The organism is Thiosulfatimonas sediminis (assembly GCF_011398355.1).
Classification (GTDB): Bacteria; Pseudomonadota; Gammaproteobacteria; order Thiomicrospirales; family Thiomicrospiraceae; genus Thiomicrorhabdus; species Thiomicrorhabdus sediminis_A.
On sequence record NZ_AP021889.1, the window covers coordinates 2,061,362 to 2,079,874 of the forward strand.

Genomic DNA, 18,513 nt, shown 5'->3' on the forward strand with positions numbered 1-18,513 from the left:
TTCGGAGCATTTTAGTAGGTTATTCACCTAAAGTCTATTTCACCAGCGGATTTGCCAGTATTAAAGGGTATCTCAACCCTGTTAATTAAGGGGTTATTTTTCATTAAAATTCAAAGGGTTATAAACTTTATCGACGATTAAGAGAGACACGCGGGTAACATCGCCTCAAACCAACCCTTATCCAACTCAATCCCCTGAACCCACAAACGGTTTTGCCAAATATCGACTTCATCCGACTGAGCAGCAAAACAGTCCCAACGATAAGGCGAGCCTTCTAGCATCACCAAATTACTGTATTCCTGAGTGTGTAAAACCCCTTTGGCACGCAATAACTTTGCCCCTAAAGCGCTCTTTGCATTGTCCAACACCATCATTAGCTGCTCTAAATTGACTTTTGGCAACTCAAACTCCCATTCCTGCAATGGCGCACTCAACGTTATTTGCGGAAAAGCTCGCCCCTGCGCTTGTGTTAAGAGTGCAGGAAGTCGCTCAGGAATAGCCTGTTGCACACTCATCAACAGTGGCTGTGCAGAACCGCGCAGGTGGTTTTTCCAATAAAGCTGTTGTTCAAGTGACGCTGCCTCAAGAAAATTCAGCAGCACCGCATCCGCCTGTGACAACAAAGTATTCAATACCGCTAACAACCACTGATCACGCGGTAACTGCGGCATGGAGCGCGCATCCAACACCAATAAATTAAAACCCGGCTCAGCAGCCGACGTGGCATGAATGGCAGAAAATGGCACGTCTTGTAACGCATTTGGCAGGCTCGATTGCCAAGCCCGCTGCAAACGACTCACCCCACAGCCGGGCAAACCAAATAAGCGCAATGGCAAATGCGTCACGACATTACTCATGCGCGGCACCTAAACACGCCACAAAAGCAGCGGTTAACTGCTCACTAAATTGGTCATACAACATGTATGCCTCTTGCGGTTCAGCCGACTGCTTTATGTAAAGCGTCCCCATTGGATCAAGTATACCGAGCTTGGCAGAAGTGCCCGCAGCGAGGCGTTGTAATGGCTTACTTGGAAATTGCGGCTCTTGAAAAATACACGCCACCTTACCGGCAATCATGCGCTCGCGCAGCTCAGCAATACGCTTTAAACTCGGCGGTACATCGGGATTTAAACGGACTGAACCCACACCATTTAAGCCATATTGATGCTCGAAATACTGAAACGCATCATGCAACACTAAAAACGCTTTATCCTGTACGGCTTGAAGACGCGCTCTGTTTTGCTCATCTTGCGCTTGCAATTGCGCCAACCACTGCTCTTGAGCTAACGCAATCTGCTGTGCTTTATGCGGTTTCAAAACCCTTAACACCTGCGCGGTTTGCATAATTAACTGGCGCGCATTGGACATTGACATCCAAAGGTGACCATCAAAACTCAATGGATTCGAGTGGTCATCATGCTCATGATCATGCCCTGCATGTTTATCACCGAGTGACTTCTCCCAAATCCCACCAATTCGCATTGGCAGTTTTTCGACGGCGGTTAAGTCTGCTAGACGCAGCTGCTTGGCTTGGATGCGCGCGGCAAATTTAGTCACCCAAGCATCGACCGGTGTGCCGACGCTGAGCAGCAGATCGGTTTTTTGTAACACAGCCAACTGTGACGGCTTTAACTGAAAACCATGAGGACTGACACCGGGCTTTAACAGTACCTCAATGTGATCTTCTTGATCTAACAGTGGCGCAATCATTCCCGCTAAAGGCGGAACCGTCACCGTAATCTGTAATGCCTGCACCGGCGCAGCCAGTAAAAATCCAAACAAACTGCTTGCGAAAACAAAAAAATAGATTGGACTAAACACGGCACGCTGCAACCAAACACGCGCAATTTTAAGAAGAGGTTTCACAAATTTTTCTCTCATTTAACGGGGGGATTAATCAATTCATCGCGCAAAAAAACGTAAAATATCGAACTTATTTATTTCGCAAGACACCGAAGCAGCCATAAACTGTTTCTGTCTTTTTAGTTTAGCAAAGGTGTCAAGCCATGCCGTCAGCCTCCGCCGACTCTATTACCCAATCTGCCACAAACCTGCTGCTCGCGGCACATCACCTACGTCATCATTTTGCTGGGCAAACCGTACTAGAAGATATTTCGCTGGAACTGCATCAAGGTGAAGTCATTACCTTAATTGGTCCGAACGGTGCCGGCAAATCAACGCTGTTAAAAATCCTGCTTGGCTTACTTACGCCCAGCGAAGGCTCAGTTTGGCGTCGTCCCGAATTACGCATCGGCTTTATGCCGCAAAAAATTCAAATCGACCCGACCTTACCGATGACAGTCCGCCGCTTTCTGGATTTAGCTCGCAAACCATCTCAAAAAACAGGGATTGCAAACAAAACCATTTTGTCACGCGAGCAGATTCTACAAGATTTAAATATGAATCTCCTGTTAGATAAGCCGATTCAGAAAATTTCCGGCGGCGAGATGCAACGCGTACTCTTAGCGCGCGCGCTCTATACGCAACCGCACTTACTGGTATTGGATGAACCAGTGCAAGGCGTGGATATTCAAGGACAGTCAGAACTGTATCAGTATCTCAACCAAATTCGACTCCGCCATGGCTTTGGTATTCTAATGGTCAGCCACGATTTGCATATCGTGATGAAACACACCGATCAAGTACTCTGCTTAAATAAGCATTTGTGCTGTTCTGGACCGCCTTTAGAGGTCAGCCAATCGCCGGATTTCATCACCCTGTTTGGCGCCCAAGAACCTGGGATTGCGGTATACGAACATCACCATAACCCGCAGCAATGCGAACACAGCCATGGTGAGAGCCACATTCATTTGCCGGCAGAACAGCGCTTTACCCACCGTGCCTCAAAGCCAAAAACATTTGGTACACACGCCCACGATGCCGACTGCAATTGCGACACAGACACAGACGCCCCCTTAAATAAATCTTAGGCTCAACGCATAATGGATAACACAATTGATTTAATCAACCACTTTTTACTGAACGAGATAGGGCTTAACGCACTCGGTTTTTTAGGCATGGCACTATTGGGCGGTATCGGACTGGCACTGATTTCTGCGCCGCTTGGGGTCTTTGTGGTTTGGCAGAGACAATCCTATTTTGGCGCAACCTTGGCGCATTCCGCGCTGCTCGGCGTCAGTATCGCGCTACTCTTGCAAACCAATCTGAGCCTGACGATTATCGTGGTGTCATTACTGATTGCTTGGGGAATATACAGCTTAAGCCACACCAAGCAACTTTCCAGCGACACACTACTCGGCATTTTAGCGCACAGCTCTCTCGCACTAGGGCTGATTCTCATCAGCCTGCAAGACTCCGTTCAGATTGATTTAATGAGCTATCTATTTGGAGATATTTTGAGCATCAATGCCTTTGATATATTGTTAATTGTAGCGATTGGTTTACTGATTGCCCTTTTTTATCAACGCCACTGGCGTGATTTACTCAATATCACCCTTAATGCAGAACTGGCGCACGTAGAAGGCACTCAAGTCAAAAAAATTCAACTGCAATTTGTTCTGTTACTGGCCTTAATGATTGCCCTGTCGATGAAAATCGTTGGGGTATTGCTAATCACCTCACTGCTGATTATTCCAGCTGCCGCTGCGCGCCGTTTAGCGCAAACACCGGAACAGATGCTGGGCTGGAGTTTGATTCTCGGTATGATTGCGGTTCTGCTTGGAATAGGCGCCTCTTATCAATGGGATTTACCAACGGGCCCAGCCATTGTAATGGCAGCCACCCTGTTATTTTTAGCGCTGCTCAGCAAAAAACCGCGCTAACAAAAAAGCCGAGCAAACAACTGTTTGCTCAGCTTACATCCAAAATAGTGAACGCACTCTTAACGCCTTACACGCTTGTCCTTGGTTAGCTGGTCAATCATTTGATACAGCAATTCCACGACCTTCTCACTCTGCTCATCAACCTTCATTAAGCCTTGTTCTACACTGCGCATATCGTCGACTGACTTGGCGTCCATCACTTGCTTAATGCCTTGATGCATCTGCAAATGCTCCTCACCCAGCTGCTTCATTGAAGGCAAATGCATAAAGGCTTGGCCTTCACCGTAGTACCATTTACCCAACACACAAGCTTGATGGTTGGTGGCGGTTTGATAACTCACGCCAATATCTTTGCCATCCACAAACGAGCGAATCTTTGCTTTCCACGCCAGATGCGCCTCAATCATTTTTTCAAATTGGTTACCCTCGACAGAATTTGCAATTTGTAACATCCGATTTTTAATCTGAGCGTCAATCTTAAAACGCTCAACTTGATGTTGTAAGGCATTCGCGTTGCCCAATACGTGTTTAGATTGCTGAGCAATCTGCTTCACAATACTTGCGTTACTTTGGGTTAGAGCATCCATATTGCTAATCGTCTGATTAACCTGTTCAATCCCTTGCGTCTGCTCGGAACCGGAGCGCGAAATATCGGTAATCATCTCCGCCATTTGACCAATCGAAGCATTAATTACCTGCAACGCCTCACTGGTTTGTGACACATATTGGCCACTCTTTTCAGAAATCGCTACCGAGTTTTCAATCAACAATTTAATTTCACCCGCCGCCTGTGCAGACTTACCTGCCAGATTGCGGACTTCACCAGCCACCACGGCAAAACCACGTCCATGCTCACCGGCACGCGCTGCTTCGACTGCGGCATTCAGCGCCAACAGATTGGTCTGAAACGCGATACTATCAATCATACTAATGATTTCGTTAATCTTATGATTGGCTTGCGCCATCTCTTGAGTTGAGGTTAACGCCAATGCCATCGACTTTAACCCCTCTTGCAAATGATTACGCGCCTCTACGGTAATCTGCTTCGCTTGATGCGAACTCTGTTCATTCTGGCGTACAGCATGGGTCATCTGCTCCATCGAACTGGATGTCGTCTCCAACGCTTGCGACTGATCACTGACACGCTCGGCAATATCTGCATTACCTCTAACCAGTTCACTAATTTCATTGACTACCGATTGAGTGACCGCATCCACTTTCGCGACCATACTCGCGGTATTACGCACCGAACTATTCAATGAATCTTTTAAAATCCCCATTTTTCCAGGATACTTGCCCGTAACTAACTTGGTTAAATCGCCATCACTGATACGGGCCTGCACCAGCGAGACCTCATTCACAAAATCTTCTAAATCCCCCAATGCCGCATTCAAACTCAGCTGAAGAGGGACAAAATCACCCAGAATTAACGCCTTGTTACGGGTTGAAAAATCACCGTGCGCCAGACGTGTAATGGTCTCTGAAATAGACAACACCGTCTGCTGCATATTTTGCGCCGATGCCTCTAAATCCTCGACCACCGTTAAAAACGCACCCGACAAACTTAAATTTGCGTGTTTTGGCGTACGTAACACCCCTTGGCGGAAATTATGCGCGCTCTCTTGTAACAGGGTCACCACGGACTGCATCTGCCGAACACCTAAGTTAACCTGTTTGCTCATCACCGCAAAATCCCCTTTTAAAGTAACATTGATTTGCGTGTCGAATTTACCACCGGCTAAATCTTGCAATACATAGGTTACGCTATTGGTCGAGAGCTGAATCGAATTAAGGAGCGTATTAATCGCCTCAGCCATTACCGACAACTCATCTTTACCGCTGACTTCCACTCGCTGGCTTAAATCACCCTCTCGCGCCACCAGCAACAACACTTTTTGCATCGCGTGAATCGGTCTAATTAAACTGCGCGCGACCAAACCTCCGACCAGAGAAAACAGCACCACGCTCACCAATAAACCTATCCACATAAATTGACTACTGCGTTGCTGGCTTTGTTTAAGCTGATTGACCGCCACTGCACTCTGCTCGGTCTCATATTGCAAAAATTGATTCACAATAGAGGCAAAATCTTTATATTTTGGGCGAAACTCGTTATGCAAAATCGCAATCGCCTCATCGCGAAAGCCTTCGGTAATGGCAACATTAAAATTCGCAAAAGCCAGATTGGCGCTCGCCACATTAGCACGCAACCGCTCATAAATGGCCTGTTCCTCAGTCGATAATTTGATTTGGTTTACCGCTTCAAAAATCGTAAAAATCGTCTTTGCGGTACTCTCCAAGCCAGAGCGCAAAAGCGCCATTTTTTCCGTGTAGTCGTCCTGCTGTTCTTCGAGCAGCACCATATCTAATAACAACACTTCACGCTCATCAGCCGTGCTTTTTAGCTTATGAATCAAGCCCACTTTATGCTCGTTTTGATACACCACTTGACTAATCACTTCATTAGTTTGCGCAATCAAATACTGAGTGGCGAGATTACTGATAAGCAACAAGACTAAAGCAGCGACAATAGCCGCTGCCATCTTTAACTTAATCGACATGATACTTCCCTCTAAATAACTAAGCTGATCAAATCCATAATCAACTCATTTTGTATTACTCTTCCACAAGCCAGGTTAAACACTTAAGAAGACACAGAACTTAATCCACATGGCTTAAAGCACAGAACAACGACTCAAGACCGCTACAGTCGAGATTGGCATAGGCTCCCGTCATTCATCGCTTTCGCTAGGCACTTGAAGAGAAACCTAAAATTAACTCATAACAATACCTCGCTACAGTCAATCCGCACAAATTGTGTGCTAGCCTCAGTTTGAAAGCCAATATATGCAAATATCAATAGCATACAGAGTGAAACTCAAAGGAAATTATTTAAGGTTAATTTACGAACCGAAGTAGTCAGTAAATTTTCTTGAGAAAAAACAACGGGAAATAAAGGCAGACGCAAATCATCGCGGACAAAAAAGTTGGCGTCCGATTCAAACACGTCTAAAAATCGATATTGTGTTTTAAGATACTTCTAACGCAGAAGGTTGCCGTCTTGCAAATGCCAGCTTTCAAAGTCGAATGCTTGCCAGTCGTGCGGGTCATGACTGGCGACAACAAGCGTGAATTTGCGCATTTGCCACTCTTGATGTAGCCACGTTAATAGCCGTTGCCGAGTGTGGATATCCAACGCACTCAGCGGTTCGTCGAGAAACAGAATCGGCGGCGAACGCATTAAGGTTCGCGCTAAAGCGACCCGTTGTTGTTGCCCACCGGAAAGCTGTTGCGGATAACGCTTCTGCAAGCCGTCCAAACCGAACACAGTTAATAAAGTTTGCAGCCGTTGAGAACAGTTGTAAGCAAAAAGCAGCTGCTCTTCCACCGTTTGGCGCGGAAAAAGCGCATACTGTTGCCACATAATGCCGATTGGTCGTTGATACACCGGACAGTACTGCTTTTTTAAATCCTGCCACAGGGTTTTGCCCCACTGCACTCGCCCTTGCACCTGTTCGCTCAAACCACACAAGGCACGCATCAAAGTGGTTTTGCCACTACCGGATTCGCCCGTCAGCAAAATCATTTTCTGCGCTGGAATTTCGCCCTGCCAACTAACCGGCTGCATACCGATTCCGCTAAACAGATCGCCTTGCAGGTTAAACAACAAATTTTCCGCTGGGAAGTTTTGCATTACATCACGCCTGCAACAGTTCGATGCGTACACCCAAATCCGCCGGCTTAGCGTGATACACCGAACTGAGCACAATGCCGTCGACACCAGATTGCGCATAGGCCTGCACATTTTGCGGATTAATCCCGCCGGCAATCACGATTTTTAACGCCGGATAATCTTGTTTTAAGGTTTGTACCCATTGCTGCAAAACGTCCAACGGCACCTTATCGAATTGAATCAAATCGCTACCTGCCTGCGCGGCTTGTTGCGCTTGCTCTAGGGTGTCACATTCGACCGAAATTTTCTTTTCACAAGCCGCCGACTGCATGGCCGGAATCTTGTCGTGTAAAGCGTCGCGCCCGCCAATCAAATTCAAATGGTTTTCAAACACCAGAATGGTTTCCGACAACCCCAAACGATGCGGGTGCGCGCCCCCATTCAAGATCGCTTTGGTCATCGGCTTTTTCATCCCCGGAAGATGTTTGCGCGTGACTAACAATGGAATGTCCGCCACCGCTTTAACCTGCTCAACCATTTGTGCGGTATGCGTCGCCACACCGCATAGGTATTCGAGCAAGTTCATCGCCACTTTCCAGCCGCGGTGCAATGCATCCGCACGTCCAACCGCCTGTAAAATCACCGCACCTTCGGCAACGTCTTGACCGGATTGCGCACAGTGCAGCACTTGTGCACCCAAGATTTCAAAAATACGCGCGGCCTCTTCCATCATTGTCAAACGGGTCGCGTGACGGGTTCGCATAGTCAATTCTGCCGTTTGCGACTCCACCCCAAGCAAATGCCCGGTTAAGTCCACTAAGGCCGCATCTTCGTTAATCCACGCTTCGATTTCATGGGTTTGGAAAAATATCATTTAACTTCCTTTCTAATAATTTCTACGCCCCAAGCGACGCAATACGAAAAACAGCGTTAAAGCGATGCCGGCAAGTATCCAAGTGAATTGCATCGCACAAGCAAAATCACCATCCATTACCGAGTTATAAATCGCCAGCGATAAGGTATCGGTCTGCCCAACCAAGTTACCGCCAAGCATTAAGCTCATGCCCACTTCGCCCATACCGCGCCCGACACCAAGTGTCAAACCGGCCGCCACCGCCGGCGCAATACTGGGCAAAGTCACCCGCCAAAAAGTGACCAATGGCGGCTTGCCTAATCCATAGGCCGCTTCGACCAGAGAATGGGTTTCGTTTTGCCACGCGGCTTGAATCGGTTTAATCATCAACGGCAGTCCGGCTATGACGCTGGCGAGCAATAGTGCCGCAAATGAAAAAACCAACTCCACCTGAAAACCATCTGGTAGCCAGTGATTGAGCCAGCCGTCGCGACCGAGCAGCAACAGCAGAAAAAAACCGATCGCAATTGGAGGAAACACCAGCGGCAAGGTCACCAGAATTTCCAATGCACCCTGCCCGAACCAACTACGTCGACTCAGTAGCCAAGCAAGCGGTAGCCCGAGAACAATCAATAACAGACTGCTCCAAAACATGACTTGCAAACTAATCCAAATCGGCTCTAAACCGCACTGCAAAGACCGTCTCCTGTCAGCAAGCGGTTACAGGCCATAGCGAGTGAAAATTTCTTTCGCCTGTTCACTTTGCAAGAACTGCAAAAACGCTTGAAGTTCGGCATCTTGCTCATGTCCGGCCACTGTTGCCGCGACGATTTTGATCCGCTCGTAACCGCTTTCTAACAGGGTGTAACCGCCAATACGATCGCCCAAACCGATGGCGTCGGTGAGATTGATAAATCCGGCGTCGATTTCACGCGCGACCAAATAGGAAGACACCTGCGGCACGGTCGATAATTGCATGACGGTTTCGGAGATGGCGTCCGTTAGGTGATTCGACTGTAGCCATTCCACCGCTGCACGACCGTAAATCGCTTTTTTGGCGTGCGGATGGCCGATGCGGGTAATCGCCGGATTGGTCAGATCTTGTGCGTTTTTAATTTGCGGACGGCCTTGCGCCCAAGCAATCACCAATTTACCTGTACCAATCGGTTGCGTAGCTGCGAATAATTTGCCACTTTGACCGAAGAATTTTTCGTCACCGATTGCCAGTGCGATCTTGCTCGACGCTTGCGCCTGCGCAGTGATTTGGCGCATATTGCCGTAGCTCGCATCCACCTGTTTACCGCTTACGGTTTGATAGGCCTGAATCACTTGTTGCATCGGTTTTTTGTAACCGCCGCCGGAAACAATCAGTAAGTCCGCTGCGTAAACCAAGGAGGATGCACTGAGCGCAAACACACTCAGCGCAATAATGAATAGTTGTTTCATTGACTTCATCACGCTTTATAGTCCTTGCTTAAACTTGTATTGAACTTGGAAAAATGCCGAGTAAGCGGTGTCGTCGGTGAGATTCGCCTGAGCGTTATCGACCGCTTGTTTTATCGCATCGCCCGGCATAAACACACCCAAACCGAGTTTAAGATCCAGCTGCTTACTGTAGCGATAAGAGGCAATCAGATCGATTTCGTTACCGTAATGCTGGCTTTGTGCATTCAACCCCGATTTATAAGCCTTCCAAGCATCGTCGATTTGATCGGCATAAAACTGATGATATTCCGCTTCGATTTGCCAATCGCGATGCGGGCGATAATTGGCAATCAACGCATAATCCGCTAAGTTTGACCACGCCATAACATTCATCTGCCCGTAATACTTGGCGGCTGCACCGTAAGCACCGTCGAAACGCTCATTGGCAGCGGTCGATTTGTCGTCCCCGCTGGCAAAGGCGTGAGTAAAGCCCAACATCCACTGCGGTGAGAAACGATAAGTAGCATCCAGACTGTAGGCGTAGGCATCCATATCGAGATTCTGCCCTCTGTTATCGGTCAACTCGCCAACTTGCTTAAGGGCGGTGGCATCAACTTTAAAACCGTAGTCTTTATAGACCACGCGCGCACCGTAATTTAGTTGGTCTTTCTCTTGATAGCTCAAGCTGTCATCATTGAACTTAGTAAAAACCATCGGCTCGATTAACCATGCAGGCGTCAATTTGTAATGCCCGTACAGTCCGCTTCCGGTGAAGCCATGGCGATGTGTCAAACTGAATTCGTCCGGATCATGAATTTTGGTTTTGCCGTAAAAAGCCTCCAACCAGTTCTGGTCCTGTTTGATGCGTAATTTCGCAGCATCCCAAATCCATTTACCGGAATTCTTCCAAGCCCCCGGCCCGAAAACACGTTGATCACCATAGGCGATCGACTGGCGACCGATCTTTGTCTCCCAAAATTCATCCTGATAATGCAACCAAGTATCGCCAAGCTCGAGCGGGTCTTGTTGCGGATCATTGACCAAGCCGCCAAACTCGGCACTGCTCCAATCGGCATCGGCAAATCCCCAGCCGAAAACACGACTGTCCTGCAAGCTGACACGCCCGCTCCAATGGTCGTCAAACTGGTGATTCAGCCCGATCCGAATTCGGCTTAAGAGGTAACTGTCGCTGGATTCACCCACTTTTGGATTCGCGCCGTAGAACTTATCATTTAGGTTCTCTTGCTGTTCGGCACGTTCGCGAATTTCAAAAAACAGCTCGCTGTTTGCATAACTTAGGCTTGGGACTAGCAATAGTTGCCCGGCGACTAAACCGCTAAACCAAACCCCTTTTGTATTTGCTAATAGATTCACTTTCACCCTGATAACTACTTTAGTATATAACGAAAATCAAAAAAATAGCGGAGTCTAAAACTCCGCTAAATTCGTTAGAGAGCCTTAGTCGACCGCAACCATCACATTTGATGCCTTGATAACCGCATATGCCTGTTTACCGACCTCTAAACCAAGCGACTCAACCGAACTGTTGGTAATAATTGAAACCACTTCAACACCTTGTGCGATTTCAATCACAACTTCACTGTTTACAGCCCCTGTTTCAATTGCTTTGATTGTGCCTTTCACTTGATTACGCGCACTAAATTTCATCAATATTCTCCTTGAAATACCTTAAAAAACATCATTTACTTTAGTAAATATCGAAAATGATAAAAAAAGGAATAAGGCAATTTGCTGTTCACAAAAACGTTATTCCCTTTTATACACAACGAAATTCGTCCATAATTTAATTCAATTCTTATATGAATGTCAAACTAAAATGGAATCATTCAAGATTAGAGAAGAAAAATGCTGACTCGGTATAGAAAAACCAAGTCATTTTCACTGCGAATCAAAGACGATCTAACACCACGAAATCAAACGCATAGGCGTGGCGTTCATCGGCAGGATGATGTTCGCGCGACACTTCGAACCACTCGCCTGCTTGCGTCCAGTCCGGAAAATACGTATCGCCGTCGATTTCGGCATCAATCAAAGTCAAATACAGACGATCCACCTGATCGACCATTTGGCGATAGAGCTGACCGCCGCCCATAATCACCACTTCTTGCGGATTATCTTGCTTAATGTCTTTAAGCGCCGCTTCAACCGAAGCAAATACCGGCACGGAATAACCTAAATCCGTTTGGCGACTAATCACCAGATTCGGACGCTTCGGCAGAGGACGGCACCCTAGCGATTCAAAGGTTTTGCGCCCCATAATCACCGGCTTGCCCAGCGTATTCTTTTTAAAGAATTGCAGATCATCCGGCAGATGCCACGGCATATCGTTGTCTTTTCCGATGACGCGGTTCCTAGTCATCGCCGCAATCATCGACAATTTGATTTCGTTTTCGTTCATCGTGATTAGCTCCTAGACCGATACTGTCGCTTTAATATGCGGATGAGATTCATAGCCAACGATTTCGAAATCATCGAACTGGTAGTCGAAAATCGAGTCCGGCTTGCGCTTAATCACCAGTTTTGGCAATGGCATCGGTTCACGAGTCAATTGCAACTTTGCCTGCTCGATGGTGTTGTTATAGAGATGCACATCACCACCGGTCCAAACAAATTCACCGACATCGAGATCACATTGTTGCGCAATCATATGCACTAAAAACGCATAGCTGGCGATATTGAACGGCACGCCGAGGAAAGTATCGGCACTGCGTTGATACAGCTGACAAGACAGTTTGCCCCCAGCAACATAAAACTGGAAGAAGGCGTGACACGCCGCCAACGCCATGCGCCCTTGTTGGACATTCGCTTGTGGTGCAATCGACTCGTCCGGCAAATCTGCCGGGTTCCACGCGGAAACAATCATCCGACGGCTGTTCGGATTGGTTTTCAGGGTTTGAATCACTTCTTCAATCTGGTTGATGGTGTCGCCGTCCGGCTTCTGCCAAGCGGTCCACTGCTTGCCGTACAACGGGCCGATTCGCCCGTCCTCAGTCGCCCACTCATCCCAAATGCGCACGCCGTGTTGTTTCAGATACCCAATATCAGTATCGCCTTTTAAGAACCACAACAGCTCGTGCAAGATGGATTTGGTATGCAGTTTTTTGGTAGTGACCAACGGAAAACCGTCTTGCAGGTTAAAGCGCATTTGATAGCCGAAAACCGATTTAGTACCTGTGCCGGTGCGGTCGCCCTTATCAAAACCGTTATCTAAGATATGTTGCAGAAGGTCAAGATACTGACGCATAAAAAAATCCCCAAACGTAAAGTTGCCGCCATTTTAACCGATTCACTACAGCGACAAAGAGGAACTGTGTGTTTCCCTTACTCTGACACCTTTATTTTTTTATTTTTCACTAAAATTCTAAAATAGGGGTGCTTTCCATTAATAGATAAATCCTTATCGTCATCCCCCTTTCTAAACTTTATTATTTCAAACTGATCAGGGTTGAATTTATGAAGAAATGTTATTGGTACACCCATAACACCTTCATAATCTAAAGGTATGTCTTTTGTTTTGTTTACATTAATGCCATCGTAATTATCATACTTAGGATATTCATTTTCGTTGCCATAATACTTTTTAACCAACTGAATATCTTCATGCCGCTTGAATGAATCTAAGTTCGTAAGCCACAAGCAATTATTTGGCGACACAATCCTGTTTCCCGACTCATCAATTCTTGCTTCAGTTCCATAAAGTTCGTAATGTTCAGGAACTATAAATCCAGACACCCCTCTGCCTAAATTAATACCTAGCCATGCCATATTTTCTTTGATTAATTTGAAAATTTCTTTATAAGTTATCGCATTAACATTTCCGATTATTAAGAACTTCTTATCATGACTAACAAGTTGCTCAACATACTCTCTAAACAGTGAGAATGGAGGATTTGTAACCACAATATCCGCTTGCTTTAGAAGCTCTAAACTCTCAGCGCTACGAAAGTCACCGTCGCCTTTGAACGGAATAACCTTTATAGATTCTATGCTGGACTTCTGCTTAGGCGTATTTTCGTACTCATAGAAAAAACCTCTTTCTGACGATATTTGATTAAATAGGTCTTCGGACTGTTCTCTATAGCAAGAGGCTATGACTTTTTTAAGCCCTAACTCGTCAAAATTAGAGGCGAAGTATTTGAAAAAATTGCTTATTCTGGGGTCATCACAATTACAAAAAACAACCTTATCTTTAAAATGAGGCTTATAGTGCTTCAACTCACTTTCAATATCACAAAGCTGCGTATAGAACTCATCACTCTTTGATTTCTTTGCTTTTTGAAGAAGCTTATTGGTTGCTTTTCTTGCCATTAAATGTTTGCCTTAAAATTCTATCTTGTGTATCACTATTATTCAGACGTGATCTGAGTAAATAGATCGCTACCTAATACTTTTAGTGATGTTTTTGAAACCTCTAACATTATCTTAAACATATCTTCAGTGGCCCACTTCTCTCCAGTCCCTTGAGTATAGATAGAGGCCGCTTGAAGCATAATGGTTTTATTTTTGTGTTTAACAAACTTGTTAACGCATAAATTCTTGTTTATAGGCATTCCATAATTTGCAGATGTCAACCTATCTAACCTATTCAGCATGCCAGAATTATACTCAAGGGTTACAACTCTACCGTCAGGCCTAGATATTGAAATTGTTTCTATAAGAAAATTTGATCCTTCCAAGAATAATATATAAGGAAAATGATTTTCAGATAGCATGAAGTTTGCTATTTCTGAAATATTTTTATGAGATCGCTCTATAGCATTGCCCGCTGCCATTAGATCTTGGTTGTTTTTAGCTCCTACCAACTGGCCATTCTGGATATTTTCTATATCCTTACCTTGGTGCTTGGCTTCTGTTACCAGAATTACCCTCCACTCGTCATTATCATCTTTTACTTCAATAATTCCGCCGTCAGGTTTAATGCTTGAATTAACAACAAATAAAGTCTGCCCCAATTCAGGATCAACTTTTCTTAGTGATTCATTTATTTCTTCTTTCTTTAAGCTATTTCTATACCGAAAAGATAGGCTTGGGTATTCCTTATCAAGCTCTTCCATAACCAACTTGGATATTTTTCCAACAGTTAGATCGTGTGATTTGGCCTGTTCTCCAAATATACCAACAACACCTTGAGATTGCTTATGTTGGCTGGTTAGTCTATTCGACTGATTCTTTTTTGCCATTTTATAAAATTCCGTTATTTATCGACTGAAATTTGAGCTCTTGAGCTTATAACGTTTACGCTAACCGGCCGCGCGTTAGCGCGGTCGGGTTGAGTGAATTGTTAGGCATCTCAGCCTTTATAAACCAAGAATTTTGATGCTTTTCTATTGCCAGCAATATGCAAAAGTAAATACAAACGCTTTCCGCCAAGAGCTTTGTGCCCCCAGTCAAAATGGTATTGTTCTCTAAAACTTAATATGATGCTTGAATGAGCTGGAATGCATTTATCACTTACATCGTCTTCTGGGTTTTCATTTCTATAAGGAACCCATTTCATTCCTTTTTTCTTACAAAACAACAATTCCCAGTAAGTTACTATAATAAAGGTAATAAAGGTGTCGGAGTAAAATTAACGATGATTTATACCCATGTGTTAAATCAGGGTGGTCAAGGTGTCATTAGTCCTTTTGACCAACTTTACATTTAATCCTTCAAATTTAGAAGGTGCGTTCCCATTCGGGCGCATAGGAACGAGCAAAGCAGCTAAATACTGTTGCATTTTTTCTTAACCTTTAGCCTGTTTGCGATAGGCATACCCAATTAAGCCAGCACCGATAAGAATCATCGGCGTCGAGAGTATCTGCCCCATGGTCACCCAATCAAACAGCAGGTAGCCGAGTTGTTGATCAGGCACGCGCCAGAATTCGACTATAAAACGGAAGGTGCCGTAACCGACTAAGAACAAGCCGGCAACACTGCCTGCCGGACGCGGTTTGCGCGCGAACCATAAAAGCAGAATCAGTAGCACCAAGCCTTCCAGTAAAGCTTCGAGCAGTTGCGTCGGATATTTGGTCACCGTCGCTTGCAGATAAGGGTCATACACTGCCATGCCCAGCGGTGAGTCGGTGACCTTGCCCCAAAGTTCGCCATTGATGAAATTGCCGATTCTTCCCGTCAGCAGACCGATCGGCACTAAAGGCGCGACAAAATCGCCGACCTGTAACAGGCTTTGATGGGTTTTACGTGCAAACAGAATCAATGCGATTGTCACTCCAAGCAGACCGCCGTGGAAGGACATTCCGCCCTGCCAGACTTTGAAAACATCCAGTGGCGCTTCAATATAGTGCGCCAAATCATAAAATAGGATATAGCCGATACGACCGCCAGCAATCACCCCTAAGGCAACATAAAACAACAGGTCACCAACCATCTCGCTGTTCCAAGGTGCGCGACTTTTGGCGCGGTATACACCCAGCGCCCACCCGCCGACAAAGGCGATCAAGTACATCAAGCCGTACCAATGAATTTGCAAAGGCCCCAAAGCCAGCGCGACCGGATCAATTTCAGGATAAGACCACATAAGCTGTTTACATCCAACTAAAGCATAAAAAATGTTATCGGCATAATACCAAAAAAGCGCAAAACCCGAGACAGGCATTGCGCTCAAGAGCCCAAAAAACGGGCTGATAGAGGATTAAATTTTAAACTGACCGACCAACTTCTCTAGACGCAAAGCCAACTGCATAAGATTTTCTCCAGCCCGTTTGGTGCGGCTTGCTCCGTTTAACGAATCCTCGGTGACTTGATGAATATCGGATATATTGCTGTTAATTTCTTGCGCCAACTGTGTTTGAGCGTGCGCAGCCTTTAACATATGTCCAGACATCTGGCTGATATCCTGCATCAAAACCGTTACCGGCTGCAAGGTATCACGCGATTGATTGACACTGCGCATTGAGCTTTGCGCCGCTTGCTGCCCTTTATCGACAACCTGCACCGTGGCTTCGGTTGCAAGAATAATTTTAGTAATAATCTGTTCAATTTCACTGGTCGAATCTTGTGTTCGTTTTGCCAGTGATCGGACCTCATCAGCAACCACCGCAAATCCTCGGCCATGTTCACCGGCACGCGCCGCTTCGATTGCTGCATTCAATGCCAATAAATTGGTCTGTTCGGCAATCTCACGAATCACATTAACCACCATGCCAATCGATTTACCGTCTTCGCGCAGCGCCATGACCGAATCAATCATCGCTTGCATATTGTCCGACAACCGCAACATTTCTTGTGCTGTCTGCTGTACTGTCTGACCACCTTCAAGAACCCGCTCTGCCGCTTGTGCAGTGGCACGCGTTGTATTACTCGAATAATCTTCAACGCTTTGTGCCTGATTGGTCATTTCCAAGATCGAACGACTTAAACCACTGGTGGCTTTCATCTGCTGTTGCACGCCGTTATTCATCGACAGAGTAATCTGTTGCAGATGTTCAGACGACGATTCCAACTCATATAACGTCTGGCTAATTTGCGACAACAGGGTTTGAATGCGGCCAATAAATTGATTGAAATGCAACGCCAAATCGCCAATTTCATCGCGACTCTGAATCGGCAAACGCTGGGTTAAATCACCAGAACCTTTGGCAATCGCTTCCATCGCTTCAGAAATTTGCGCCACCGGCTCAACCACCGCATCGGTCACTTTGCGTGAGATGAACATACCAACCAATTGACCGGTCACCGATAACAGCAGCAGCAACACCAGATTCCAAAAACTGCCATTGGCTAATTCTTCACCAGATTCCCGCGTATGGGTTTGCGCTAAGGTTTTAAGCCCGCTAAAACTGCTTTGCAAATGCTGATAAATAGGCGCAATCTGTTTTTCCATCAACTGTAAGTCATGACGCCAATATTCCCCCTGATGGAGCATTTTGGCGGACAGATAATTTTGTTGATAATCGGCAAACGCCTGTTCAATTTGCTCGATGGCCAACTCCTCTTCAAGGGTTAGGCTCGCCGCCTTAGCATCCATAGCGTTTGCAAGTGACGATTCAGACTGCGCTTTGAGTTGCCCCAATAAACCGGAGAACTGCAATAAATAGCGTTCCACTTGCGTCGCCATTTCATCACTGCGAAACGCCAAATAACCTCGGAAATTGCTAATGACATTCAACCAAGCCGCCTCCATTTCTAAGACAAGATTCAAGGTTGGCGCACGCTCGGCACTTAATATCGCCATTTCAGAATTACGCATCAATAAAATCGATTGCTGAATCACACGACTTAGCGGCAAAATTTGATTTTCTGCATACGCATAAGCAGGATATTTTTGACTGGGGGAACTCTGCATTTTTTGTACTTGCAGAATCAATGGCGGCAACTTTTGTAGCTGCGCTTCAATATCGGAAAGATAAGGGAGATATTCGCTGCTGCGCTCGCTCTTAATGAGTAACGCTTGCAAAACGTTGATTTTAGATTTGCTCTGCTCTTGCTGCTGCAAATAGATTTGTAAATCGGTCAGATTACCACTTAACACATACCCATTCAGTAAGGTGATGCTTTGCTCTAAATGCAACGCCAAATCTTGCGCGGCGTTTTCCAGTGGCTGAGTTTCATTAACCAATTCGACGACATTATTACGCACAATCAAAAGATTGACGACAGCCTGAATGGTGATAATCGCCAACGCCAACCAGATGACCCCAAAACCGAATTTCATCTTTTTGCGCAGGCTAAGATTGTTCAATATCTGTTTCATCATAATTTTTACAAGCGAGTGAGAACGAGAATTGCATTACAGCAAATAACGAACCAAGTTGTAA

General features: G+C 45.8%; 18 protein-coding genes. 2 read left to right on the plus strand and 16 right to left on the minus strand.

Going from position 1 to position 18,513, the window contains the following annotated elements:
• Positions 1–137: 137 nt before the first annotated feature.
• Entirely contained in the window at positions 138–857 is a 720-nt protein-coding gene (locus HRR27_RS09680; protein WP_173273248.1) for a GTP-binding protein, read from the minus strand.
• Positions 850–1,866 (minus strand): zinc ABC transporter substrate-binding protein, encoded by a 1,017-nt coding sequence (locus tag HRR27_RS09685; protein WP_173273249.1) that lies wholly within the window; start codon positions 1,864–1,866, stop codon positions 850–852. The genes HRR27_RS09680 and HRR27_RS09685 overlap by 8 nt, the downstream gene beginning before the upstream one ends.
• A 140-nt stretch (positions 1,867–2,006) precedes the next feature.
• Between HRR27_RS09685 and HRR27_RS09690 the strand changes: the two genes are divergently transcribed.
• Together HRR27_RS09690 and HRR27_RS09695 are read left to right on the plus strand one after the other, a co-directional pair.
• On the plus strand, positions 2,007–2,930 hold the full coding sequence (locus tag HRR27_RS09690) for an ATP-binding cassette domain-containing protein (RefSeq protein WP_173273252.1): 924 nt from the start codon (positions 2,007–2,009) through the stop codon (positions 2,928–2,930).
• A gap of 12 nt (positions 2,931–2,942) precedes the next feature.
• Positions 2,943–3,782, plus strand: coding sequence for an iron chelate uptake ABC transporter family permease subunit (locus HRR27_RS09695; RefSeq protein ID WP_207710557.1), 840 nt, complete (start codon positions 2,943–2,945; stop codon positions 3,780–3,782).
• A gap of 59 nt (positions 3,783–3,841) precedes the next feature.
• On the opposite strand, the gene HRR27_RS09700 is transcribed toward HRR27_RS09695, so the two are convergent.
• The 14 genes from HRR27_RS09700 to HRR27_RS09765 form a co-directional block, all read right to left on the minus strand.
• Complete coding sequence (locus HRR27_RS09700) at positions 3,842–6,343, minus strand: methyl-accepting chemotaxis protein (RefSeq protein WP_173273255.1); 2,502 nt, start codon at positions 6,341–6,343, stop codon at positions 3,842–3,844.
• Between the two features lie 479 nt (positions 6,344–6,822).
• Positions 6,823–7,476: an ATP-binding cassette domain-containing protein gene (locus HRR27_RS09705; protein ID WP_173273257.1), complete on the minus strand. Its 654-nt coding sequence runs from the start codon at positions 7,474–7,476 to the stop codon at positions 6,823–6,825.
• Between the two features lie 4 nt (positions 7,477–7,480).
• Entirely contained in the window at positions 7,481–8,329 is an 849-nt protein-coding gene (modD, locus tag HRR27_RS09710) for a ModD protein (RefSeq protein WP_173273260.1), read from the minus strand.
• A 12-nt stretch (positions 8,330–8,341) separates the two neighbouring features.
• Positions 8,342–9,004, minus strand: coding sequence for a molybdate ABC transporter permease subunit (locus HRR27_RS09715; protein ID WP_197905403.1), 663 nt, complete (start codon positions 9,002–9,004; stop codon positions 8,342–8,344).
• 24 nt (positions 9,005–9,028) lie between these two features.
• Entirely contained in the window at positions 9,029–9,763 is a 735-nt protein-coding gene (gene modA / locus HRR27_RS09720) for a molybdate ABC transporter substrate-binding protein (RefSeq protein ID WP_243830902.1), read from the minus strand.
• Positions 9,764–9,769: 6 nt separating this feature from the next.
• A complete protein-coding gene (locus HRR27_RS09725) occupies positions 9,770–11,107 on the minus strand; it encodes an alginate export family protein (RefSeq protein ID WP_173273266.1) in 1,338 nt (445 codons plus the stop codon).
• Positions 11,108–11,191: 84 nt separating this feature from the next.
• Entirely contained in the window at positions 11,192–11,401 is a 210-nt protein-coding gene (locus HRR27_RS09730; protein WP_173273268.1) for a TOBE domain-containing protein, read from the minus strand.
• Between the two features lie 241 nt (positions 11,402–11,642).
• On the minus strand, positions 11,643–12,152 hold the full coding sequence (folA, locus tag HRR27_RS09735; RefSeq protein WP_197905404.1) for a type 3 dihydrofolate reductase: 510 nt from the start codon (positions 12,150–12,152) through the stop codon (positions 11,643–11,645).
• A 12-nt stretch (positions 12,153–12,164) separates the two neighbouring features.
• Positions 12,165–12,998, minus strand: a complete 834-nt coding sequence (gene thyA, locus HRR27_RS09740) for a thymidylate synthase (protein WP_173273271.1) — start codon at positions 12,996–12,998, stop codon at positions 12,165–12,167.
• 77 nt (positions 12,999–13,075) lie between these two features.
• Positions 13,076–14,062 carry an adenine-specific methyltransferase EcoRI family protein gene (locus tag HRR27_RS09745; RefSeq protein ID WP_173273274.1) on the minus strand — a complete coding sequence of 329 codons (987 nt, stop codon included), beginning with the start codon at positions 14,060–14,062 and terminating at the stop codon, positions 13,076–13,078.
• Positions 14,063–14,100: 38 nt separating this feature from the next.
• The gene (locus tag HRR27_RS09750) at positions 14,101–14,934 is read right to left on the minus strand and encodes an EcoRI family type II restriction endonuclease (protein ID WP_173273277.1); all 834 of its coding nucleotides are present in this window, start codon (positions 14,932–14,934) and stop codon (positions 14,101–14,103) included.
• 110 nt (positions 14,935–15,044) lie between these two features.
• Positions 15,045–15,251: a hypothetical protein gene (locus tag HRR27_RS09755; RefSeq protein ID WP_173273280.1), complete on the minus strand. Its 207-nt coding sequence runs from the start codon at positions 15,249–15,251 to the stop codon at positions 15,045–15,047.
• Positions 15,252–15,479: 228 nt separating this feature from the next.
• A complete protein-coding gene (gene lgt, locus HRR27_RS09760) occupies positions 15,480–16,274 on the minus strand; it encodes a prolipoprotein diacylglyceryl transferase (RefSeq protein WP_173273283.1) in 795 nt (264 codons plus the stop codon).
• Positions 16,275–16,388: 114 nt separating this feature from the next.
• Positions 16,389–18,452 (minus strand): methyl-accepting chemotaxis protein, encoded by a 2,064-nt coding sequence (locus tag HRR27_RS09765; protein WP_173273286.1) that lies wholly within the window; start codon positions 18,450–18,452, stop codon positions 16,389–16,391.
• Between the last annotated feature and the right edge of the window lie 61 nt (positions 18,453–18,513).